Below are 23,418 nucleotides of genomic sequence, written 5' to 3'. Positions count from 1 at the left end.
TGTCCACCTGCTAGGTGGGCATTCCGCTTTTTGCTTTGTCCGTGACATCCGTTCACGCGCTATATCACACCTGAACAAGAGAGAGGTTTTAGGATGAGAAAGACGAAGATTGTCGCTACCATCGGACCTGCTAGTGAGTCCCTAGAGACATTGACTCGGCTTATCGAAGAGGGTCTCGATGTCGCTCGATTAAACTTTTCTCACGGTACATACGAGGAACATGCTGAACGCATCCGCCGCATTCGCGAAGCGTCGCGGAAGGTTGGTAAGTATGTGGGCATCATGTTGGACATCAAGGGTCCAAAAATCCGCACAGGCAAAATTCAAAACGGCGCCGTCGAACTCGCTGACCATGACGAAATCACATTGACGATTGACCCGGTCGAAGTCGGAACGAAAGAACGCGTATGGATTTCCTACGAGGGACTCGTCGAAGACGTTTATCCAGGGGCGCCTATCCGCATTGACGACGGTTTGATTGGACTCGAGGTCATTGAAGTCTCGGGCCACGATATTCGCTGCCGCGTCACGAACGGCGGTACGCTGAAGGACAATAAGGGCATTAACGTTCCAGGGGTGACCTTGCGAATTCCGGGTGTCACGGAAAAGGACAAAAAAGACATCGTGTTCGGCATTGAGCAGGGTGTGGACTTGATTGCAGCGTCGTTTGTCCGCAAGGCTGGCGACGTGCTCGAAGTTCGACGTATCCTCGAAGAGCACAACTACCACGCGGATATCATCTCGAAAATTGAAACACAAGAGGGCATGGATAGGCTCGAGGAAATCATCGAAGTGACCGATGGAATGATGGTTGCGCGCGGAGATCTCGGCGTCGAAATTCCCACTGAAGAAGTACCTCTCGCGCAAAAGCGCATCATCTCCCTGTGTAACAAGTACGGTAAACCGGTCATCACGGCCACGCAAATGCTCGATTCGATGCAGCGCAATCCGCGCCCGACGCGCGCTGAAGCCAGTGACGTCGCCAACGCTATCTTTGACGGTACCGATGCCGTGATGCTCAGTGGCGAAACGGCGGCAGGCCGTTACCCAATCGAGTCGGTACGCACCATGGCGCAAATCGCGGTGCGTGCGGAAACGGCACTCATTCAGCGCGAAGTTGTCTGGCGCCATCAAACAGAATGCACAAAACTGGTCAGCGACGCACTGGGACATGCAGTGAAAACCCTCGCTTCTGATCTCGACGCCAAAGCCGTCATCACCGTGACGACCTCTGGGCACACGGCGAGGTCTATCTCGAAGTATCGACCGCTGACGAATGTCGTTGCGGTGACACCAAACGAGGCCATCGCAAGGCGCTTGACGGTATCCTGGGGGATTCACCCGGTCGTCGTTTCGCAACCCTGCACGACCACGGATGATATCCTGTCCGCTGCTGTTGAAGGTGCATTGTCCACTGGTCACGTGCAGAACGGGGATTTGGTGCTTATCATCGGCGGAATTCCTGCAGGTCAGCCGGGGACAACTAACTTCCTCAAGGTCCACACCATTGCCGACTCGGTCGTCAAAGGCACTGGCGTCGGTAAGACATCCGTCACTGGTCGCGCTGTCGTCGTCAAGGATGCATCCGATTTAAACGGCAAAGTGGGCGAGGGAGATATCATCGTGACGACCTCGACCGACAAGGATGTCATGCAGGCTATCGAAAAGGCGGCGGGCATCGTGACCACAGAAGGGGGCTTGACCTCTCATGCTGCGGTGGTTGGCGTGTCTTTGGGTAAACCTGTGATTGTCGGTGTTGCAGAAGCGCTGGAAGTATTACAAGACGGCGAGACGATTACGCTTGATCCACATCGCGGACTGGTCTATCGCGGTCGCGTGCAAGTCCTGTAATCCGGTCTTGCGTTTCGGCGCCGGCGGCGAGTTGCATCGCAGTTCGCGCGGACATATAATCTGGATAGTTGAATTTGCATATACGGCGTTGAAGAGGAATAGTACGCAGTAGGATACCGACATTGCGGTGTGTCGTCCAGATAAACATGGATGAGCACCGACTGAGCGAGCCAGGGGCGGTGGGAGCCTGGTGTGCGGTGCGCTGCTGAATGGGCCTTAGAGCCAGTCGACTGAAGTCCAGTCTGGACGAGTAGGTCGGCTCGTCTGACCAGCGATATTTGGTCGGCCAGTGATGGCTGGTCGAGCGCAGCGACGTTTTGAAGGTCGCTGAACATGGGTGGTACCGCGGAGTTTTTCGTCCCAATTTGGACGATTTGCTCCGCGTTTTATTTTGGTTGCGTTCCCAGTGGCGCAAGAGGGGGAAATACTTGTGAAGCGTGTGTTTTCTGGCATTCAACCGTCAGGCAACCTGACGATTGGCAACTACCTTGGGGCGATGAAAAACTTCGTCCGCCTGCAACACGAGGCACAGTGTCTGTTTTGTGTGGTAGATCTTCATGCCATCACGGTGCCGCAAGATCCGGCAGCGCTGCGTCAAAATTCGCGAAATCTCGCTGCACTGTATTTGGCGGCAGGGATTGATCCTGAAAAGTCCATCGTCTTCATTCAATCGCATGTACCCGCGCACGCAGAACTCGGATGGTTGTTACAGTGTATCGCGTATTACGGGGAACTGGGGAGGATGACCCAGTTTAAGGACAAGGCTGCGACCAAGGATGTGGTGACAGCCGGTTTGTTTACGTATCCTGCACTGATGGCTGCCGATATCTTGCTGTATCAGGCGGACCTTGTGCCAGTCGGTGAAGATCAAAAGCAACATCTGGAGCTCACGCGCGATATCGCAGAACGCTTTAATCATCGTTTTGGTGATACGTTTGTGGTACCCGAGCCATACATTCCGAAGGTTGGCGGGCGCATTATGAGCCTTGAGAATCCAGAGAAGAAGATGAGCAAGAGCGACGAGAGCCAAGGGGCGTATATTGCGATTCTCGATCCCCCGGATGTCATCCGCAAAAAAATCAGCCGCGCCGTGACGGATTCGGACAAGGAAGTGCGTTACGATATCGAGCAAAAGCCGGCGGTCAGTAACCTCATGACGATATTCGGGCTGTTTACGGATATGACGATGGAGCAGGTGACGGAGCACTTCGCAGGTAAAGGTTATGGTCAGTTCAAGAAAGAGCTGGCTGAGGTAGTCGTCGATGGACTGGCGCCGGTGCAAGCTCGTTACCAAGAGTTGATTGCGACAGACGAGGTCGACCGAGTCCTGCGCACTGGCGCAGAGCGGGCGCGTGATTTGTCGCGGCAGACGTTGGCCACAGTCAAGGAGCGATTGGGCTTTCTCGCAGAGTGATCGAGGCGTGAAAAGAGAGGGCACGCGCCCTCGCCCTTTCGTTCCACGGGCGTCTGTGATTGCGCTGTTCATGCACGGCATTATTTCATGGTGTAAGGAAGGGACGCCGCATGCGACTATTGGTCGTGGAGGACGAACTTGAGCTGCAACGGGAGCTCGTCACGATGTTTGCAAAGACCGGATATCAGGTGGATGCCGTGGCGACGGCGTATGACGCCCTCGACCGTGGACTGACACTCGCTTATGATTGCCTTATTCTTGACTACATGTTGCCAGACGGGAGCGGAATTGACGTCGTGACGGACCTGCGTGAGCGCGGGTGCAAAACGCCGATTTTGATGCTGACGGTCAAAAATGAGACGAAAGATAAGGTGCAAGGTTTAAACGCAGGTGCGGACGATTACTTAGGCAAGCCGTTTGCACCCGAAGAACTGCTCGCGAGGGTGAGCGCATTGGTCCGGCGCGCCCCTGAGCTCTCGGACAATGAAACCATTACCTGCGGCGTGGCAAAACTGCGCACACGTACGCGCAGTTTAGAGTTTCGCGGCAAGGTGTTGGAGCTTACGAGCAAGGAGTTCGCACTAATGGAATGTCTGTTTCGCCACCGCGGGCAGGTGTTGACGCGTGATCAACTGATTGCGCGCGTCTGGGGCCCAGATGCAGAGGTTGCTGACAGCGCATTGGACACCTATGTCTATTTTCTTCGCCGCAAGTGCGCCAACATCGGTTGGAAGCGGGCCATCCAAACCATACGTGGGCGCGGCTACACGCTTTTGGCGGTAGAGGAGTAAAAGACGATGTTCCGGCGCATGTACGTGACGATTGCTGCACTGTTGATCTTTAGTACAGGCGTGTTGTTGGCCGTGCTCGGAGGGGCGGTCTACCGCGAACTGTCCACGGAACTATCGAAGGACGGTGAAAATGACCTGCAGGCGCAGACGGCGTCGGTTCAAGACGCGGTGTCGAGTTTGCTGCACGGTCAACACTTTGATCCAAGCGATGTCCGTGACGCCCGCGGTCAGAACGTGTACTTTTACGCGCTGGACCAAGGGCAAGTGATTGCCCTGAAACGGACGCCTGTTCCGTTTGAAGTCATTCGCACGCTCGACTATGAAAACCACTTTGCGACGCTCGAGTATAAAGAGCGGCCGTATCGCGTCTACGATACGACGATTCAAGTTGGGAAACAGCGCGTTCACACGTATTTGTTCTCCCTGATTGCGCAGGAGAAGTCCATGTTGTGGCACGCGCGTCACCTGATGTGGACTGTGGGTGGCGTGGGTTTCGTCGTGGCGCTCGTTGGCAATTTGTTTCTCGCAAGGCGTTTGATGCGGCCAACCGTGCAGGCGTGGTCAGCTTACCAGGAGACCGTGCTCGAGTTGTCGCACGAGTTACAAACGCCGCTGGCTACCGTCGGGGCCATGTTGTCGAATCGGGGGGTCGATTCGCAAACGGCGACTGACATTCGTCGCGAGTTGGACAGGGCGTCGACCATGGTTTCCGACATGCTGTTCTTGTCTCGTTTGCGATCCGGCGTGTTTTTGCAGCCGACGGAGCCCGTAGCGGTCTCCGACATCACCGAAGAAGTCGCCCAGCGCTACCGCGCGCTGCTGCAACTGGACGGACGCGATTTGGACGGGCGTGCTGAGCCTGGACTGTTTGTGGAGACGACGCCGCCAGGATGGGAGCGGTTGGTGAGTACGGTGTTTAAAAACGTGATCGATCACGCAGCACCTCACACGACGTCAACATGGCAGTTGACGGGAGATGGACGCCGGGTCTCTTTCGTGGTGGAGAATTTTCGGTCGGGTCACGACGGCGAACGCCGCACAGCCGAACGAGGCGTGGGTCTGCAAATTGTCGCTCGCCTCGCTGAAAGAATGCGCGGGTCGATGGAAATCGAGGAATCGCAAGAGAAATTCCGCATCCGTGTGGAAGTTCCGAGCCTCAGGCCACTTTGGTGACATTGGCTGAAATAACCGATTGTGTTATCATAAATATTGAATTATCGGATAGCAGAAGAGGAGTCTCACACAGCCTTTTGTCATCCTAGTACACCCCTTTTCGCGTCCATATCTTACATACGGGAGGGCCTGTCATGCCTCAGTTCACTCATTATGCTCCTCCTGCAACGGGTGAGCCTATCACGTTGCAGAATGGCAAGTTGAATGTACCCCTTCACCCGATTATTCCGTTTATCGAAGGAGATGGCACGGGGCCGGACATTTGGCGCGCGTCTAGCCGAGTGTTTGATGCAGCGGTTGAAAAGTCCTATGGCGGCGAGCGAAAAATCGCATGGTATGAAGTGTACGCTGGTGAAAAGGCTTTTAATAAGTTTAACGAGTGGCTTCCTGAAGACACGTTGAAAGCGCTGACTGAGTACATCGTGAGCATCAAGGGTCCTCTGACAACCCCAGTGGGTGGCGGCATTCGGTCTTTGAACGTGGCGCTTCGGCAAGAGCTCGACCTTTATGTATGTCAGCGCCCAGTCCGTTATTTTACGGGCGTTCCATCGCCTGTGAAGCAACCGGAGCTTGTAGATATGGTGATTTTCCGGGAAAATTCGGAAGATATTTATGCGGGCGTTGAGTGGCAAGAGGGGACGCCGGAAGTGCAGAAGGTCATCGACTTTTTGCGGAATGAAATGGACGTCAAAAAAATTCGGTTCCCGGAGACTTCGGGCATCGGCATTAAGCCGGTTTCGCGCGAGGGAACCGAACGGCTTGTGCGGGCGGCGATTGATTACGCATTGCAACATGGTCGCAAGAGCGTGACGTTGGTCCATAAAGGAAACATCATGAAGTTCACCGAAGGCGCATTCAAAAACTGGGGCTATGAGGTCGCAGAGCGCGAATACGCCGACAAGGTGTTTACGTGGGCACAGTATGACCGAATCAAGGATGAACAAGGTAGCGATGCCGCAAATCGTGCCCAGGCTGAAGCTCAAGCGGCTGGCAAGTTGATTGTCAAGGACGTCATCGCCGATGCCTTCTTGCAGCAAATTCTTACACGTCCCGCGGAATATGACGTCATCGCGACGTTGAATTTGAATGGCGACTACATTTCTGACGCACTGGCTGCACAAGTTGGTGGCATCGGGATTGCGCCTGGGGCAAACATTAACTATGTTACCGGCCACGCCGTATTCGAAGCGACGCACGGAACCGCGCCGAAGTATGCGAATTTAGACAAGGTGAATCCGGGCTCCGTGATTCTCTCGGGTGTCATGATGTTCGAATTCATGGGGTGGCAGGAAGCTGCGGACATGATTACGCGTGCGCTCGAAAAGACGATTGAGCAGAAGGTCGTCACGTACGACTTCGCACGCCTGATGGAAGGCGCAACCGAAGTGAAAACGTCCGAGTTCGCGGACAAGATCATCGAAAATATGTAGTCGTCTTCGTTGGTGTGAATGATACGTGTCGGTGGGGCCAGACCAGAGTTCCCTGCGACATCATGTGAAGTGGCCCGTGCGCGCGAGTTTGCGGCGCGGGTGCTTCTATGTCTGAAAGGAAGCGACAACTATGTTGAAGAGAAAGAAAATCTCCGTGATTGGCGCAGGATTTACAGGCGCGACAACAGCATTCATGCTTGCCATGAAGGAATTGGGTGACGTCGTATTGCTCGACATTCCGCAGATGGAAAACCCGACCAAAGGCAAGGCCCTGGATATGCTCGAAGCGATGCCAGTTATCGGGTCTGACGTGCGAATTGTCGGTACGGCCAACTACGAGGACACAGCGGATTCAGATCTCGTCATCATCACGGCGGGTATCGCTCGCAAGCCCGGGATGAGCCGCGATGATTTGGTCAATACGAATGCCGGTATTGTCAAATCGGTCACTGAGCAGGTCGTCAAATACTCGCCGAACACCATTCTCATCGTCCTGAGCAATCCGGTGGACGCGATGACTTACGTGGCGCACAAGGCCAGCGGATTCCCGAAGAACCGCGTGATTGGCCAAGCTGGCGTTCTCGACACAGCGCGATTCAACACGTTTGTCGCCGAAGAGTTAGGCGTGTCGGTTGAAGATGTACATGGCTTTGTCTTGGGCGTTCATGGCGACGACATGGTACCGCTCGTTCGCTACTCGAATGTCGCGGGCGTGCCCCTCGAAAAATTCCTCTCGAAGGAGCGCATTGAGGAAATCGTTCAGCGCACACGCACCGGCGGTGGTGAAATTGTCTCACTACTTGGCAACGGAAGTGCGTATTACGCGCCAGCCGCCTCGTTGGCTCAGATGGCGGAATCCATCCTCAAGGACAAGCGGCGCCTTCTGCCTGCCATTGCGCTGCTTGAAGGGGAGTTCGGATACGACAATCTGTTCCTCGGTGTTCCGACGATTCTCGGTGCAAATGGTATTGAAAAGATCGTTGAGCTGGAACTGCTTCCAGAAGAGAAAGCCGCGCTCGATAAGTCTGCAGAGTCTGTTCGCAAAGTCATCCAAGTCGTTCAATCGTAGCTTTAGCCTTATTTCGCGACTTGCGCTTCGCGTCGTCGCAGATCGGTGAAGAATACTCAGGCCGTCGACGGTAGAATGTATCTACCGCCTGACGGCCTTTGCCGTTTAATCCATCGGACCTTTGCCGAGGATGTGTTAAAATGAAGATACGTGCGTTGAACGGACTCTCAAACGAGGTGGCATATGTCTACACAACCCCAAAAACTTCTGTTAATCGACGGGAATAGCATCCTGTATCGCGCGTTTTTTGCGTTGCCGCCATTGTCCAATAAGAGCGGGCAGCAAACAAATGCGGTGTATGGTTTTACCTTAATGCTTTTGAAACTCCTGGAGGAAGAAAAACCGACGCATCTAGCGGTTGCATTTGATAAATCTGCGAAGACGTTCCGCCATGACTTATACGCGGACTACAAGGGAACCCGACAGAAAACCCCCGGGGAGTTAATTGAACAGTTTCCGATGGTTCGCGAGTTGCTTTCAGCTTTTTCGATTCCTGTCGTCGAGATAGATGGGTACGAGGCAGATGACATCATCGGCACGTTGTCGCTACAAGCCGACAACCAAGAAGTGGAGACCAAAATTGTCTCTGGAGACAAAGATTTGCTGCAGCTCGTGTCCGAGCGCGTACATGCGATTCTCACGCGCAGGGGAATTACGGACGTCGATTATTATGACGTTCAGGCCGTGGCAGATCGGTACCATCTCAAACCGGAGCAAATTGTCGATTTGAAAGGTTTGATGGGGGACTCGTCTGACAACATTCCAGGTGTTCCTGGCATCGGGGAGAAGACCGCCATTAAACTGTTGACTGCGCATCCGACGGTGGAGCAAGTGTTAGATCATGTAGATGACGTGAGCGGTGCGAAGTTAAAGCAAAAATTGGTGGAGCATCGGGACAAAGCTCTGTTGTCGAAACAGCTTGCTACTATTCATCGCGACATTCCAGTGGACGTCACGGTGGATGACCTCGCGTATCATGGATACAATGCTGCTACTGTTCGGGAACTGTTCCGAGCCCTGGAGTTCAATTCCCTTATCGACAAAATTTCCGAGGAAATGAGTGCGTCGACATCGGCTGACAGCGCCGCTGTCGAAGCGGATGACTGGCGTCGAACACCGTATCAGTTGATTCGTACAGAACAACAATTGGAAATGGTTTGGGGCGAGCTGGAAGATGTCACGGGATGCGTGTTTGACCTGAGTTCAGGCGACTATCACACAGCCGATGTGAACGGTATTGCGCTGGCAACTCGTCACGCGGCATTCTATATCTCTTTGGATGGAGAATTGGAGCTCTCTCATATGCGGACTTGGCTTAAGTCCGCTCATGACAAAGTCGTATTCGATATTAAATCTTTGGCGTTTTTGCTGGATGCGCGGGGGATTAATATCCACCCCAGCGGTTGTTGGAATGACGTGAAACTGGAAGCGTATCTCCTCAATCCGACGGATGGCGAAGTCGGACTGGAGGAGATTCTGGCGCGTGAGCTGCAAATGGAAGTGCCTTCGGTGACCAAGACAAAAGAAGACAGGGCACCGCTGTTGTGTCGGATTGCGCAGTGCTTACCCGACCTTCATCACCGCTTGCAAACGGCTCTTGCAGAACAGGCGCTGGATGATCTCTACCGGAAGATTGAGATGCCACTTTCATTTGTTCTTGCTAAAATGGAGATTACAGGTTTTCATGTCGACGCCGAGAAGCTTCGGGCGTTCGGCGACGATTTGAATGAACGAATCGGTCATTTGACCAGTGAAATATATGATTTGGCAGGACTTGAGTTCAATTTGAACTCGCCAAAGCAGTTGGGCGAGGTGCTGTTTGAGAAGCTGGGGTTGCCGGCGGTCAAGAAGACCAAGACGGGTTACTCCACCAGTGCCGACGTGCTCGAAAAGTTGGCGCCGTATCACGACGTCGTCCAAAAGATCCTCGATTACCGCCAACTCGCTAAATTGCAATCGACGTACGTGGACGGATTGCTGAAGGTCATTCGCAAGGAGACTGGGCGGATTCACACGCGGTTCCACCAAGCGTTGACCGCGACCGGGAGATTGTCGAGTAGCGAACCGAACCTGCAGAATATCCCCATTCGTCTCGAAGAGGGCCGCAGGCTTCGGCAGGTGTTCGATGCGACGTATCCGGATTGGGTCATTGTGTCTGCTGACTACTCGCAAGTGGAGTTGCGCATCCTGGCGCACTTGTCTGGCGATGAAGCGTTAATTGACGCGTTTCGCAACGACATGGACATTCACACGCGCACAGCGAGTGATGTGTTTGAAGTGCCGATGGAAGAGGTCACTTCGCTTATGCGCAGGCAGGCGAAGGCAGTCAACTTCGGCATCGTCTATGGTATCAGTGACTTTGGTTTGGCTAACAACTTGAATATCCCGCAAAAAGAGGCGAAGGCGTTTATTGAGAATTACTTCGCAAAGTTCCCGGGTGTGCACGGCTACATGGAGGATATTGTGAATCAGGCGAAAAAACAGGGGTACGTGTCGACCTTGATGAACCGTCGTCGCTATCTTCCAGACATTCGCGCCCGTAACTTTCATCTGCGCAGTTTCGCGGAGCGAACGGCGATGAACACGCCTATTCAAGGGACTGCGGCAGACATTATCAAATTGGCGATGGTGCATATTGATGAGGCGCTGTCCGAGGCAGGTTTAGATGCGAGGATGTTGCTACAAGTACACGACGAATTGATTTTTGAGTGTCCGAAGGACGAATTGGAAGAGCTCACGCAATTGGTTCGCGACAAAATGGAGAACGCGATTACGCTCAATGTGCCACTGAAAGTGGATATTGCGCACGGTCGGACGTGGTATGAAGCCAAGTGACGTGAAGCGATGGCGGACGCGCGGTCGGGAGGAGGAGCGGGATGCCGGAACTGCCGGAGGTTGAAACAGTGCGAAGAGGACTCACGTCACTTGTCGTGGGCAAGGTCGTCACATATGTGCACGTACATCTTCCAAGGATTATTCGTCATCCGTCTGTGGCCGAATTTCAGCAGCGGTTAGTGGGTCGAACGTTTGAAGGTGTTGACCGTCGCGGAAAGTACCTCCTGTTCGACGTGCGCCCCTATGAACTGATCTCCCATCTAAGAATGGAAGGGCAGTACCGCGTGGTGCCAAAAGAGGAATCGGTGGCGCCGCATACGCACGTCGTTTTTGGGTTGTCCGATGGGACAGAGTTACGGTATCGCGACGTGCGGCAGTTTGGCACGATGGATTTACTTGCGGAGGACGAACCTCGACCAACGGGTTTGGTGACATTGGGACCGGAACCGTTCGATCCCGCCCTCACCCCGCACATCCTCCACCTGCGTTTACACAAGCGCGTAGCACCAATCAAGTCGGTCTTATTAGATCAGTCGGTGTTGGCGGGCCTCGGAAACATTTACGTCGACGAAGCGCTGTTTTTGTCCGGAATTCACCCCCTCACCAAAGCCAGTCGAGTCGGCGAGCGCCGCTGCGAACTGCTACTTGCTGCAATTCGGGAGGTTCTCACCAAGGCGATTGATGCAGGTGGGTCCTCCATTCGCTCGTATGTGGACGGCTATGGGCGCCATGGTGGGTTTCAGATGCAGTTACACGTCTATGCCCGCGAGGGAGAGCCATGTTTCGTTTGCGGACAACCTATTGAGAAAATTCGCTTGGGGGGCAGAGGCACGCATTACTGTCCAAACTGCCAGCCGCGAAACGGGCGCCGCAAAAGCATGCGGATTGTTGAAGATACGCACGTATAGACTGTTTGACTGCGCCCGCGAGAATTGCGTGGGGAACATTTTCGGATGGGGGTTGGGTGAGCGTGATCGTCGGGTTGACAGGCGGTATCGCCACGGGAAAAAGTACAGTTTCGGACATGTTACGGGAGCTCGGTGCGTATGTTGTAGATGCAGATGTATGGGCCAGGCGCGTGGTTGAAGCGGGATCGGACGGATTACAAGAGATTCGGCGCGTGTTTGGTGACGCCGTTCTCGCACCAGATGGCACGCTGGATAGGAAGGCGCTTGGGCGCATTGTATTTACAAACGCTCATTTGCGGGAGCAACTCAATCTCATCACGCACCCACGCATTCGGCAAGGGATGAAAAAAGAGACGGCCGATTATCTCGCAAAGCATCCTGGGGAGCCTGTCGTGTGGGACGTCCCTTTGTTGTTCGAAGGGGAGACGCGGCACTTGGTTGATTGTACCGTGGTCGTTTATACACCACCGGACGTGCAACTCGCCAGGCTGATGGCGCGAGATGGGCTGAATGAATCGGAAGCTAGAGCACGAATTTCGGCACAGATGCCCATTGACCAAAAGCGTGCACTCGCGGATTACGTGATTGTGAATGATAGTACGCTGGAGAATACACGGGAGCAGGTGCAAGCAGTATGGACAACCATTCGCAGCCAGGCAAACGGCGCCCCAAGTTCGTTATCCTGAACCGCCGCTCACTGGTCGCGGCGATACTACTCATCGCTGTACTCATCATCATATCGACGAACTCGTTTTGGCGTATGATGTACCCCATTCATTATCAAAAGAACATTCAAAGCGCTGCGGCGTTTGCCAAGGTCGATCCCCTGCTCATCGCGAGTGTCATCCGCGTCGAAAGCAAGTTTCAAACAGAGGACGTCTCGCACGCCGGTGCAGTGGGGCTCATGCAACTGATGCCAAACACAGCACAGTGGATAGCGGATACCATCCGGCAGCAGACAACCGGATCAGGCGGCGCAGTCAACCGGCTACCGAAAGACGACAAGCAGTTGGCTAGTCCACAGTACAATATTCTGATTGGCAGTTGGTACGTGCAAAGCCTCATTCAGCAGTTTCACGGCAACGTGACTGCAGCGGTTGCGGCTTATAACGCAGGGCCGAAGCGCGTGCAAGACTGGCTTCGTTCTGGGACGTGGGATGGCAAACTGCAAGACATCGACCAAATTCCAGTCGGCGAAACCCGTCACTTTGTCGACAGAGTGTTTTACAACTATAGCCTGTACAAGAAAATCTACGGTCATGATCCCGCCTGGAATACGCAAACGTAACGCGACAGCGCAGAGCAGACAGCGGCTCAGGGCTATTAGCGCTTGATTGACACGGCGGGACGAGGCAGTATATAATCTCTTGCGTTGACGTTCAACGTCGTACGCATCCATGTCGGGGTGGCGGAATTGGCAGACGCGCACGTTTGAGGGGCGTGTGAGGAAACTCGTACGGGTTCAAGTCCCGTCCTCGACACCATGAATAACCCTAACGGTCACTTTAACGTTGATGCAGTTGTGGTCAATGTTGTCAGTGACCGTTTTCGTTTTCACTGGTTTAGCGAATCATTATCTTGTTCTATGTTTCCAAATCCATCGTCACGGCCGTGTAACACGCCGCGTGTTCGTCCCATAGCCGATTGACATAAATATGTCAAGGTCCACCCTTGTTTCAGAGCATAACTTTCTTTGCCGAAGCCACAATAGCCTTAAAAAATATGAGCTAGGGTGTGAGGCCGTTATGGAAGTCGGTGTATGTTTGAAAGATTTGGTGACCTATCGGGATGGGCAATGCCCAATCGAGTACATGATTGAAGGAATCTGGCAGTTCAAGAGCGACCTATTCGTATGAACCAATCAATCGAACGCATTTTGTGGAGCATCGCAATCCCCGGATTTGGACAACTACTTAACGGCAAGTACCTAAAAGGTGTATTATTCATTGCGTTCGAATTTGTCATCAATATTCATGCACACCTTAACGAGGTGATTATGCTAAGCTTTTTGGGGCGCCCATCGGCTGCGGTAGCAGTGGTGAACTTTCAATGGCTCATGTTTTATCCCTGTGTCTATATGTATGCGATATGGGACGCGTACCGGGATGCAGGAGGGAAATTGGGCCCGTATGGGTATATTCCCTTCGTCTTGCCAGCCTATTTGGGTACCGTTGGGGTTATCTATTCCCCCGAGGTAAAAATATTTGGAGTGTTACTAGGGCCGATGTGGCTTCCGATGTTATTGGCCTTCGTGGGGATAGGGATGGGCATTGTATTGAGAGATTGGCTCAGTGTCCGCCGCCAATAGGCCGGTACGCGGTCAGGGCGTAAAGTGCTCAATGAAGGAGGTGACGACGTCATTGCCATCTGATGAGATGGATGGATAAAGTCGGTGCGAAAACGCCATTCGTTGCCGCAGTGACTTTTCGGAATTTACATAAAAGGAACAATTTGCATCAGTTTGCAGTGCGCAAAATTTGCCGTGCTGGAAAACATATTGCGTAAGACAACTAACGCTTTTGGAGTGTTAGTTTTGTGTTGTTTCGAAAGGAGAACATTCATTGCAGGGAAAGTTTAAAAAGCAACTCGGACTTGTTGATCTCACATTTATTGGGCTTGGTTCCATCATCGGATCCGGCTGGCTCTTCGCCTCTCAAAGAGCGGGTGAAATTGCTGGACCTGCCGCTTGGATATCTTGGATTATTGGCGCGGTGGCCGTTGCCTTGCTTGGATTTGTCTACGCGGAACTTGGCGGTTCACTGCCGCGGACAGGCGGTACGGTTCGCTATCCGGAGTACTCCCACGGGCCGCTGGTAGGGTATTTACTCGGGTTTGCCTCGCTCATCGCATTTGCGAGCGTTGCAGGTATCGAGGCAGAGGCCATGCGACAATACATGGATACTTGGTGGACGTCATTAGGATCCGACAGCCCGACGCTACTTGGTTGGTTTGTTCAATTGGTGTTGTTGTTGATCTTTTTTGCGCTTAATTTCTTTAGCGTCAATTTGTTTGGCAAAGCCAACACCATCATTACAATCATCAAATTCATCGTGCCTATCTTGACGGTCATCGTGTTGTTGACACATATGAAGACCGTGAATTTTTCGTCACATGGGTTTGCACCATATGGTTTTTCCGGAATTGAAAAAGCCGTGGCTACAGCCGGTATTATCTTTGCGTTCTTAGGCTTCCAGCAAGCCGTTGGGTTCTCTGGGGAGGCGAAAAACCCACAGCGCAACGTGCCCATTGCCATTATGCTGGCCGTGCTTGGTAGCGCACTGCTTTACGTGCTGCTGCAGGTGACCTTTGTCGGGGCGCTTCCTGGTAAATTTCTGACACACGGCTGGGCAGGGGTACAGTTTACGTCGCCGTTTGCGAACTTGGCAGCGGCACTTGGGTTGGGGTGGTTGTCGACCGTCATTTTGGCGGATGCAATTGTCTCTCCGAGTGGTACGGCAAACATCTATCTGTCGGCGACGGCCCGCGTCATTTTCGCCTGGGCCCGCACGAAGACGTTCTTCCGGCTGTTTGCGAAGGTGGACAACAAGTCGGGAGTTCCGCGTCCAGCATTGTGGTTGGCCCTCGTGATGGCGATTGTCTTCACATTGCCATTCCCATCGTGGAGTAAGTTGGTCGGCGTGGTGTCGTCGGCGACCGTGCTCACGTACATCCTTGGCCCAGTATCGGCTCACGCATTTCGACGGACAGCTCCAAACCTCGCGCGGCCATTTCGATTAGCGGGGATGGGCATCATTTCACCCATCTCGTTCGTCATTGCATCGTTGATTATTTATTGGTCGGGGTGGCAGACGGATCGGCTGTTGATTGGGATGCAACTGATTGTTTGGGTGCTGTACCTCATCTTTAACCGGTTGGCGCCGAGCGCACAGGTTTCGTTCGGGCAGCAGTTGAAATCTTCATGGTGGCTAGTCGTCTATTACGCAGCAATGATGGTCGTCTCGTATTTGGGTGGCACGACATTTGGCGGTACCAATATTCTGCCGACGCCGTGGGATCAAATTGTTGTGATTCTGATGTCGTTTGGCGCTTACTATTGGGGTGTCTACACTGCTGTACCGAATCCAAATTTCGACGTCGACGCAGATACGGATGATGCAACAGCACAGGTGATGGAGACATCGAAATAAGCACGGCTGTAGCTGTGAAAAGGGGGAGGGCGCTGTCGCCCTCCCCCTTTTTTACACCGTGCCGTCGGATGCGGTGAAGGGGAACATTTTTCCGCCGAACGCGAAGGACGTCGTCCCGGTTTCTTCGGAAACGACCAGCACGAGAGAATCACTGTGCTGAGATAGACCGAGCGCGGCGCGATGGCGCGTACCCAATTTGGTCTCTCCCATCGCGATATTGGATACAGGTAGCACGTTGCTTGCGGAGATAATTTGATTTTCTCGCACCAGTACGGCACCGTCGTGGAGCGGTCCACCTGGATAAAAGATAGATTCCAGCAAGGAACTGGTGAGCGTAGCGCCAATGGCAATCCCAGAGTGGATGAGGCTATCGAGGGGATCTTTTCGTTGGACCACAATGAGTGCACCGTGTCGCCGTTCGGAAAGGTGTGAAACGGCTACGGAAATTTCCTGGTAATTTTCGGTATAAGGTGCCAAATACGTTTTCAGGTAGGAAGTCGCTGTGGTCGCTTGCAACCCGCGCAATGTGTCGTGAATTCTTTCAAATTCACACAAAATACAATGATCATTGCGATCTAGGCGACTGAATAAGTCATCTATTTCACGCCGAACGAGCCCAATCTGTTGCTTGAGCTCCGATTTGACGGCATCGGGTAGCGAATACGTTGGATGTGTCGTCTCGGCCACAATCTTCCCTCCGAAATCTGTGTTCACCACGTCAATTTTATCCTGCCCAGTTGGTAAGGGCTGATACTATCTGCGACGGCTACTGAAACCGACTTCGGAACTCCCTGGGGGACTCGCCGGTCCAGCGTTTGAACTGGCGGCTGAAGTGTGCGATGTCCGCGTACCCGAGACGAGCGGAGATGTCTTCCACGGAAAGTTTGGACTCCATCAAGAGAATTTTGGCCTTTTTTAATTTCAGTGTGGATAGATACTGCCTCGGCGACAGCCCATACACTTGGTGAAACGCGCGGTTGCAGGACGACGGGCTGTAACCCAGTCGCATGGAAATTTGACGAATCACATCTTTCGCTTGCTCGGTACTGTTCGAAAGTGAGCCCATTTCCACGTAGCCTTCAAGCGCATCGGCAATTTCCCGCGAGACCAGCAGCGTGCCGCCGCGGCGAATACCCGCGGACTGTTCCACTTCCATGCACTGGATGATTTCGGCAAACAGTTCAAAGACGACGGACAGCGCCATCATTCGCTGACTGACGGATTTCCGATTGTTGCTGGAGGTGATGGCAATCAGTTTTTCCAGCCGTGGGCGCAGGCGTGTGGTCAGGGAATTGTCGTAGCGGTAGAACACTGAACGGTTCCGGTAGAGAAGTTCGCGGAGCAGGGGGTCGTCGAGATCGAAATGAAGACAATAATACGTCATCGGAGAGGTTTCCGAGTGTGCGGCATGGACATCTCCTGGTTTCAGCAGCAACAAGTCCCCTGGGTGCTGATGATAGACGACACCATTGACGGTCATTTGCTGCACCCCGTCGACGACCAAATTGACTTCGAATAGCTCCACTTGTCGTCCACAGAACGCAAATGTGCCGCAAATAGACGGAGCGTTGAATCCATGTTCGGCAGCATGTACTCGTAGGTCTGCCAATGTTCACTCAACGCTGTCGACCCCCTTTCGGTGATTCTGCTTAATTTGGATAAAAGTCGTCTTGATATGGATATGTCATTTTGGAAATTCGTTGATAACATAGAGACATACAGAATGATTCTACAAGAAATGGGAAATGCGGAATATGGATAAAAACATGTTCTTCAATGCGCACCATGCGCCGATTGGTGCCTACGCCAGCTTTACACTTGGGTTTCCAGGTGCAGCTGGCGGACTTGATCTCGAACTTGGCCAACCTCCGCAAAAAAGTGTCTATGTCGGACTGGAGACGCGCGAAGGCGGCAGCTTTGAGGCACTTCCGTTTTATCGTCAGGCGGACGACGACAGTCGTCGCTATGATGTTGAAAAGCAGACGCAGGACACCGACGAGTTGTTACTTCGCCCCTTTGATTGTAAGCGAATTCAAAGGGGATTTCGACTAGCGACGGATACATGGCGCGCAGGGGACTTGACGTTTACAATTTATTCTCCAATCCAATCTGTGCCGGATCCGACGTCTGCGCCAGAGGATGCGTTGAAAGACGCGATTGTCCCGGCCGTGTTCGTCGAAATGACCGTGGACAACACGTTGTCTCGCATCACCCGAAGGGCGTTTTTTGGTTATGAGGGGATGGATCCCTATAGTGCCATGCGACGCCTGGATGAGACATCGTCACTTACGGGTGTCGGGCAGGGCCGGTTGACCGCAATTGCGACGGAAGACGCCGATGTCCAATCGGCTCTGCATTTTCGCCTTGAGGATATCCTCAAGGCGAAACACAAAGAGAATTGGACATTTGGACTCGGCAAGGTGGGTGCATTGGTGTTTGACGTGCCACCACAGCAGAAAAAGACGTATCGATTTGTCATCTGCTTTTATCGGGGTGGAATTGTTACATCCGGCATCGATGCAAGTTACTATTACACGCGATATTTTCAAAATATCGAGCAGGTTGCGCAATATGCGTTATCGCACTTTGCCGAAAAAGTTTCGCTCGCCCTAGAGGCAAACAAGATGATTGATGCGAGCGCCCTCTCCGAAGACCAACAATTCGTGCTGTCGCACGCGATTCGTAGTTATTACGGGGCGACGCAATTTCTCGAATTATCGGATGGTCCACTGTGGGTGGTGAACGAGGGTGAGTATCGCATGATGAACACCTTTGATTTGACCGTGGACCAAGCGTTCTTTGAGTTGCGGATGAACCCATGGACGGTTCGAAACGAACTCGATATGTTTCGAAATCGCTACAGTTACGAAGATGAGGTTTCTTTCCCAGACGAGTCGCAGATGTACCCAGGCGGTATCAGCTTTACGCATGACATGGGGGTGGCGAATGTCTTCTCCAGACCACATTACTCTGCGTATGAACAGTACGGGCTAGATGGCTGTTTTTCGCATATGACACACGAACAATTGGTGAATTGGGTGTTGTGCACGGCGCTTTACGTCGAATACACCCGCGACAATGACTGGTTGGCTGCCAACCTTCCTACATTGGAGGCATGTTTTCAAAGCATGTTGAACCGCGATAACCCGGATTCAAACAGGCGAAACGGCGTGATGGCGCTCGACAGTAACCGGACGATGTTTGGGACGGAGATCACGACCTATGACAGCTTGGATGCGTCATTGGGCCAGGCTCGCAATAATTTGTATCTGGCTGGCAAGTGTTTTGCTGCCTACGTGGCGTTGGAGAAGCTGTTTTGCTTGAGCGGACGCGAAGTAGAGGCAGAGGAAGCTGCGCTTCAGGCATTGCGTTGTGCCACGACAATTGTCGAGCATCAAACGGAAGCGGGTTATATTCCTGCAATACTGGGCGAGGGAAACGACTCCAGAATCATCCCGGCGGTAGAAGGGTTGGTGTATCTCCTATACACAGGTTGTTCGGAGGCACTTGCTCGCGATGGCCGGTATGGGTTTTACATTCGGGCGCTCGAACAGCATTTGAAGACGATATTGGTCGAGGGTAGCTGTCTCTTTCCGGATGGCGGATGGAAGTTGTCCTCAACCAGCGATAACTCCTGGTTGAGCAAGATCTACTTGTGTCAGCATGTCGCACGACAGATTCTAGGATGGCCATGGGATGAGCGGGGGCGAGCAGCTGATGCGGCGCATGTTGCATGGCTGACGCATCCCGAGCATTCGCTGTGGAGTTGGAGCGACCAGATTCTTCGGGGCGAGATCATTGGCAGCAAATATTACCCGCGTGGCGTAACGAGCATTCTCTGGTTGAACGGTTGTCCGGGTGTGGTGGGCAGCACACTTGGTCAAAGCTTGGCGATCCGGCGAAAGCGAACGTAACAAATCCAGTTGGCACGGGCTCCTATGTCCTCGAGAGCTTCAGCGCCCAGGATTACAAGTTCAAAGCCAATCCAGAATACTACGGTGGCAAGCCGCCGGTTCCCGAATTAAACTTCCCTGCCTACAGCGGCAACGACAGTGCGAATTTGGCCATGGTCCAGGGGGAGATCGACTGGACAGGACAGTTCATTCCGAACGTCGACAAAGTTTACACATCGAAGAATCCGAATAATCATTACTGGTTCCCGCCAGGAAATATCTTTAGCCTGATGCCCAACTTGAAAGATCCTATCCTTAGTCAACCTGTTGTCCGTCAGGCGATGAGCATGGCGATCGATAGGAATGCGCTTTCCACGAAGGCCGAGTATGGATATGAGAAACCTGCTCAACCATATGCGGTGCTACCTACCAGCAGTTCCTGGGTCGACCCGAGTCTGCCGGAAAAGGATAAGAAGTTTACGTTCAATCCGACTGGGGCCGAAGCGCTGCTCGAAAAAGCAGGCTATCACAAGAATGCATCTGGCGTGTTGGAATCCCCCAACGGAACGCCGCTCAAATTTAACTTGATTGTCGTGTCTGGCTGGACCGACTGGGACGCTGAAGCGTCAATGGTCGCACAAGATCTGAAGCAGATTGGAATTCAGGTGAATGTCCAGCAGGAACAACAGGGCGCATACCAGTCGCAACTGTCATCACACAAATTTCAGTTAGCGCTGCCTGCTTCCACTGGCGGGCCGAATCCGTATTACATTGACCAAGCGCTCTATTCGACGAAGGGTGGGGGCAACTATGAGCAGTTTAGCAATTCGTCCCTCGATGCAGCGCTAAACGCGTTCGCACAAACGACCGACGAGGCCAAACAGAAGCAAGCGATGTATCAGGTGGAGCGGATTGTCGCAGAACAATTGCCGACCATCCCGCTGGTCTGCGGAGCGACGTGGTACGAATACAACACCAGCAAATATACAGGGTGGCCGGATGCAAATAACGCGTATGTGTCCCCATCCTTATGGAGCTACCCAGCGGCCGCCATTGTCGTGATGCATTTGAAGCCAGTATCTTAAGGCATAGGTCCGCTCGCCCGCTCGGGCGTGCACAGGCGTCTCTGTGCTTTGCACAGCCATCGCCCACGCGCGCCTGCGCTCTGGCTACACGTGTGGGCCGGAGAAGTGTTCATGTAGGACGAGCGACGCGGCGCCGATGGCACAAGCCAAATGGCCAAGTGAGCTGTTGCGGATACTCGCTGGGGAGTATGGCTCGGTGAAACTGCGGTCGCGGACGGTATTGTCAACTGTTTCAATCAGTCGATCAGCCGTTGGACCCACACGGTTTCCAATCACGACGAGCGCTGGGTTTAACCCGTTGACCAGGGATGCAATGCCGATGCCGAGGTAGTTGGCGGCTGTTTCGATGGCGAGATTCGCGTTTTTGTCGCCCGACGCGGCGAGCGCTGCAATTTGTGTAAACGGCTGACGCATTCCTGTTAGGCGTTGAAAGTGCTCGATCATGGCCTTTTCCGAAGCGTACGTCTCGAGACAGCCGTGGTTTCCACAGGAGCATTTTGGGCCATTCCGGTCAATGGTCATGTGACCGAACTCGCCAGCAATACCCCCTTGGCCCCTGATCAACTGATTGTTCAGGATAATGCCGGTACCAATACCTGTTCCGATACTGACGTAGACCATGTTGGCAACGCCCTTTCCGGCACCGAACAACTGCTCTCCCATCGCACCGGCATTGGCTTCGTTGTCGAGGACGACAGGGAGCTGTAAGGCTTCCTCTAAGATGGAGCAGAGTTCGATGTTTTTCCACCCCAGGTTCGGCGCATTTAGGACGATGCCGCGTGCGGAATCGACGAGTCCGGGAATGCCAATCCCAGCTCCAATCACACCGAGTGGCGACGCAGGGGCATTCGCAATCACGGAAGTCATCATGGATGACATTTGGCGGATGACCTCGTGCGGATTTTGTGTATCCTGGATAGCTTCTTCGTGCGAGGCAATCACGTGTGCGGATAAATCCAGCAGCAGTACCTTGATAAAGTCGACAGCTAACTCCACGCCGATCACACTGCCTACGCTTGGATTGAACTGTAGTTGGACGGGCCGACGCCCCACGCCGTTCGACGGCATTTGGCCCAGCTCTAATACGTAGTTCTCTGAAATGAGTTCATCGACCATACTGGAAATCGTCGCCTTCGTCAGGCCGGTGCGACGGGCGAGCTCGACGCGGGAGAGCGGTCCTTGAAAGCGAAGAAGGTTTAATACAATCGAGCGATTTAAATTTTTGATATATGAGCGTTTTGCAGAATTCGATTTTTCACCGTTTCTCGCACATATATAGTGTACGAACTATCAATGGAACACTATATATAGTGTCAAATGCGTTGTGAACGTTAATTCTGCAAAACGCTCATATGTTTGGTCTCCAGTTCTTGTCACAAAAAATACCCCTGTTCACAATAGTTATCAGTCAGTGAATTTCATGATTATATCACGTCCGACGGAACGCTTGCTTTTTCCAATGGCACTGCTGCGCAACGCATGAACGCACAATTGAGTTATATTGAATTTTTTGATAATATATATACACTTATGAAACCGTAATCATTGTCCTACTCGTTTGCTGAAACTTCAAGTGATTCGAGTCTGGACGTCATCAGATTCTCAAAAATGTACTTGTGAAACAATGGCGACTTCACTTGCGTGAGGTGCCGAATCCGTATTTGTGGAGTTTATGTGTAAGCGCTTAATGAAGAGGAGTGTGACGCCAACTATGCAAACCGCAACCCTCCCGACCACGATGAAGGCCGCGGTGCTGAAACAACCATTTGAAATCGTCGTGGACACCGTGCCGGTTCCGTCTCCGCGAGCGGATGAAGTCCTCGTACAAGTGATGGCCGTTGGTGTCTGTGGCTCCGATGTCCATTATTACGAACACGGGAGAATTGGTCGATATGTCGTTGAACAGCCCCTGATTCTCGGCCATGAATGCGCAGGGGTTGTCGTTCAAGTAGGGGAACTGGTGACAAAATTTCAACCCGGCGACCGAGTCGCTGTTGAACCAGGGGTCGTCTGTGGAAAATGCGACGCGTGTAGACAAGGGCGATACAATCTGTGCCCAGACGTCCAGTTTCTTGCGACACCGCCAGTAGATGGCGCATTTGCGCAATATATTTGTGTCCGTCAGGACAATGTCTTTGCCATTCCGCCGCATGTATCGTTTGAAGAAGCAGCGCTCAACGAACCGTTTTCCGTCGGCATTCAGGCGGTTACGCGAGCAGGTGTCAAACCGGGGGACACTGTTGCCATTATGGGCGTCGGTCCCGTCGGGTTGATGACTGTGGTGGCCGCTCGGGCGTGTGGCGCCAAGACCATTATTGTGACCGACCTTGAGCCGATTCGATTAAAGGCGGCGATGCATCTTGGTGCATCCTTCGCGATAAATGTCCGCAATCAAGACCCTGTACAGGCGATTCGAAGGTTGACAGATGGAGTAGGCGTCGATGTCGTGCTGGAAACAGCCGGGAACCCAGAGGCGTTGCGAGCAAGTGTGGCGAGTGCGCGACGGGGAGGAAAATTGGCGATTGTCGGATTGCCGGCCAAAGACGATATCGCGTTGGATATTCCGTCGATTGTCGATAACGAGATCGACATTTACGGTGTTTTTCGATATGCCAATACGTACGCACGTGGCATTCAGATTTTGTCGTCTGGTATCGCTGACGTAAAGAGTATTGTGACCGACAGGTTTCCACTCGTGGCCGCGCAGGAGGCCATGGAGCGCGCGCGGACAAATCGAAGTGGCAGTCTGAAAGTGATGGTTTATCCAAACGACTGAGTATGAGGAGGCGTATGAAGAAACGCCAGGCCGACGAATTGTGCA

General features: G+C 53.0%; 18 protein-coding genes and 1 tRNA gene. 16 read left to right on the top strand and 3 right to left on the bottom strand.

Going from position 1 to position 23,418, the window contains the following annotated elements; translation table 11 throughout:
• The first annotated feature begins 93 nt into the window (after positions 1-93).
• The 13 genes from pyk (at position 94) to K1I37_RS18080 (ending at position 15,619) form a co-directional block, all read left to right on the top strand.
• Positions 94-1,851 carry a pyruvate kinase gene (pyk, locus tag K1I37_RS18140; RefSeq protein WP_021296223.1) on the top strand — a complete coding sequence of 586 codons (1,758 nt, stop codon included), beginning with the start codon at positions 94-96 and terminating at the stop codon, positions 1,849-1,851.
• A gap of 430 nt (positions 1,852-2,281) precedes the next feature.
• Entirely contained in the window at positions 2,282-3,265 is a 984-nt protein-coding gene (gene trpS / locus K1I37_RS18135) for a tryptophan--tRNA ligase (protein ID WP_021296222.1), read from the top strand.
• Between the two features lie 110 nt (positions 3,266-3,375).
• Complete coding sequence (locus tag K1I37_RS18130) at positions 3,376-4,056, top strand: response regulator transcription factor (protein ID WP_021296221.1); 681 nt, start codon at positions 3,376-3,378, stop codon at positions 4,054-4,056.
• A gap of 6 nt (positions 4,057-4,062) precedes the next feature.
• The gene (locus tag K1I37_RS18125; protein WP_021296220.1) at positions 4,063-5,229 is read left to right on the top strand and encodes a sensor histidine kinase; all 1,167 of its coding nucleotides are present in this window, start codon (positions 4,063-4,065) and stop codon (positions 5,227-5,229) included.
• 134 nt (positions 5,230-5,363) lie between these two features.
• Complete coding sequence (icd, locus tag K1I37_RS18120) at positions 5,364-6,659, top strand: NADP-dependent isocitrate dehydrogenase (RefSeq protein ID WP_021296219.1); 1,296 nt, start codon at positions 5,364-5,366, stop codon at positions 6,657-6,659.
• Between the two features lie 130 nt (positions 6,660-6,789).
• On the top strand, positions 6,790-7,728 hold the full coding sequence (mdh, locus tag K1I37_RS18115; protein ID WP_021296218.1) for a malate dehydrogenase: 939 nt from the start codon (positions 6,790-6,792) through the stop codon (positions 7,726-7,728).
• A gap of 183 nt (positions 7,729-7,911) precedes the next feature.
• The gene (gene polA / locus K1I37_RS18110; protein ID WP_021296217.1) at positions 7,912-10,563 is read left to right on the top strand and encodes a DNA polymerase I; all 2,652 of its coding nucleotides are present in this window, start codon (positions 7,912-7,914) and stop codon (positions 10,561-10,563) included.
• A gap of 41 nt (positions 10,564-10,604) precedes the next feature.
• On the top strand, positions 10,605-11,471 hold the full coding sequence (mutM, locus tag K1I37_RS18105) for a DNA-formamidopyrimidine glycosylase (protein ID WP_021296216.1): 867 nt from the start codon (positions 10,605-10,607) through the stop codon (positions 11,469-11,471).
• A 56-nt stretch (positions 11,472-11,527) separates the two neighbouring features.
• Positions 11,528-12,157, top strand: a complete 630-nt coding sequence (gene coaE / locus K1I37_RS18100; RefSeq protein ID WP_040441215.1) for a dephospho-CoA kinase — start codon at positions 11,528-11,530, stop codon at positions 12,155-12,157.
• Complete coding sequence (locus K1I37_RS18095; protein ID WP_021296214.1) at positions 12,106-12,759, top strand: lytic transglycosylase domain-containing protein; 654 nt, start codon at positions 12,106-12,108, stop codon at positions 12,757-12,759. Before coaE ends, K1I37_RS18095 begins: the two co-directional genes overlap by 52 nt.
• 111 nt (positions 12,760-12,870) lie before the next feature.
• Positions 12,871-12,955 (top strand) — tRNA-Leu (locus K1I37_RS18090).
• A gap of 368 nt (positions 12,956-13,323) precedes the next feature.
• A complete protein-coding gene (locus K1I37_RS18085) occupies positions 13,324-13,779 on the top strand; it encodes a hypothetical protein (protein WP_021296212.1) in 456 nt (151 codons plus the stop codon).
• Between the two features lie 253 nt (positions 13,780-14,032).
• Positions 14,033-15,619: an APC family permease gene (locus K1I37_RS18080; RefSeq protein WP_021296210.1), complete on the top strand. Its 1,587-nt coding sequence runs from the start codon at positions 14,033-14,035 to the stop codon at positions 15,617-15,619.
• 51 nt (positions 15,620-15,670) lie between these two features.
• Here the strand turns inward: K1I37_RS18080 and cdaS are convergent, their stop codons facing one another.
• The gene (gene cdaS / locus K1I37_RS18075; RefSeq protein ID WP_031218476.1) at positions 15,671-16,306 is read right to left on the bottom strand and encodes a sporulation-specific diadenylate cyclase CdaS; all 636 of its coding nucleotides are present in this window, start codon (positions 16,304-16,306) and stop codon (positions 15,671-15,673) included.
• Between the two features lie 79 nt (positions 16,307-16,385).
• Complete coding sequence (locus K1I37_RS18070; protein WP_021296208.1) at positions 16,386-17,228, bottom strand: AraC family transcriptional regulator; 843 nt, start codon at positions 17,226-17,228, stop codon at positions 16,386-16,388.
• A 145-nt stretch (positions 17,229-17,373) separates the two neighbouring features.
• On the opposite strand from K1I37_RS18070, the gene K1I37_RS18065 reads away from it, so the two are divergent.
• The gene (locus K1I37_RS18065; protein ID WP_021296207.1) at positions 17,374-19,533 is read left to right on the top strand and encodes a glycoside hydrolase family 52 protein; all 2,160 of its coding nucleotides are present in this window, start codon (positions 17,374-17,376) and stop codon (positions 19,531-19,533) included.
• Positions 19,470-20,597, top strand: coding sequence for an ABC transporter substrate-binding protein (locus K1I37_RS18060; protein ID WP_021296206.1), 1,128 nt, complete (start codon positions 19,470-19,472; stop codon positions 20,595-20,597). Before K1I37_RS18065 ends, K1I37_RS18060 begins: the two co-directional genes overlap by 64 nt.
• An 84-nt stretch (positions 20,598-20,681) precedes the next feature.
• Here the strand turns inward: K1I37_RS18060 and K1I37_RS18055 are convergent, their stop codons facing one another.
• Positions 20,682-21,803, bottom strand: coding sequence for an ROK family transcriptional regulator (locus tag K1I37_RS18055; protein ID WP_272496372.1), 1,122 nt, complete (start codon positions 21,801-21,803; stop codon positions 20,682-20,684).
• 505 nt (positions 21,804-22,308) lie between these two features.
• On the opposite strand from K1I37_RS18055, the gene K1I37_RS18050 reads away from it, so the two are divergent.
• A complete protein-coding gene (locus K1I37_RS18050) occupies positions 22,309-23,373 on the top strand; it encodes an NAD(P)-dependent alcohol dehydrogenase (RefSeq protein ID WP_021297803.1) in 1,065 nt (354 codons plus the stop codon).
• The last annotated feature ends 45 nt before the right edge of the window (positions 23,374-23,418 follow it).

This window comes from Alicyclobacillus acidoterrestris (assembly GCF_022674245.1).
GTDB classification, from domain to species: Bacteria; Bacillota; Bacilli; order Alicyclobacillales; family Alicyclobacillaceae; genus Alicyclobacillus; species Alicyclobacillus acidoterrestris.
Note: the sequence above shows the minus strand (reverse complement) of the source record. Positions and strands in the feature narration are given on the sequence as shown.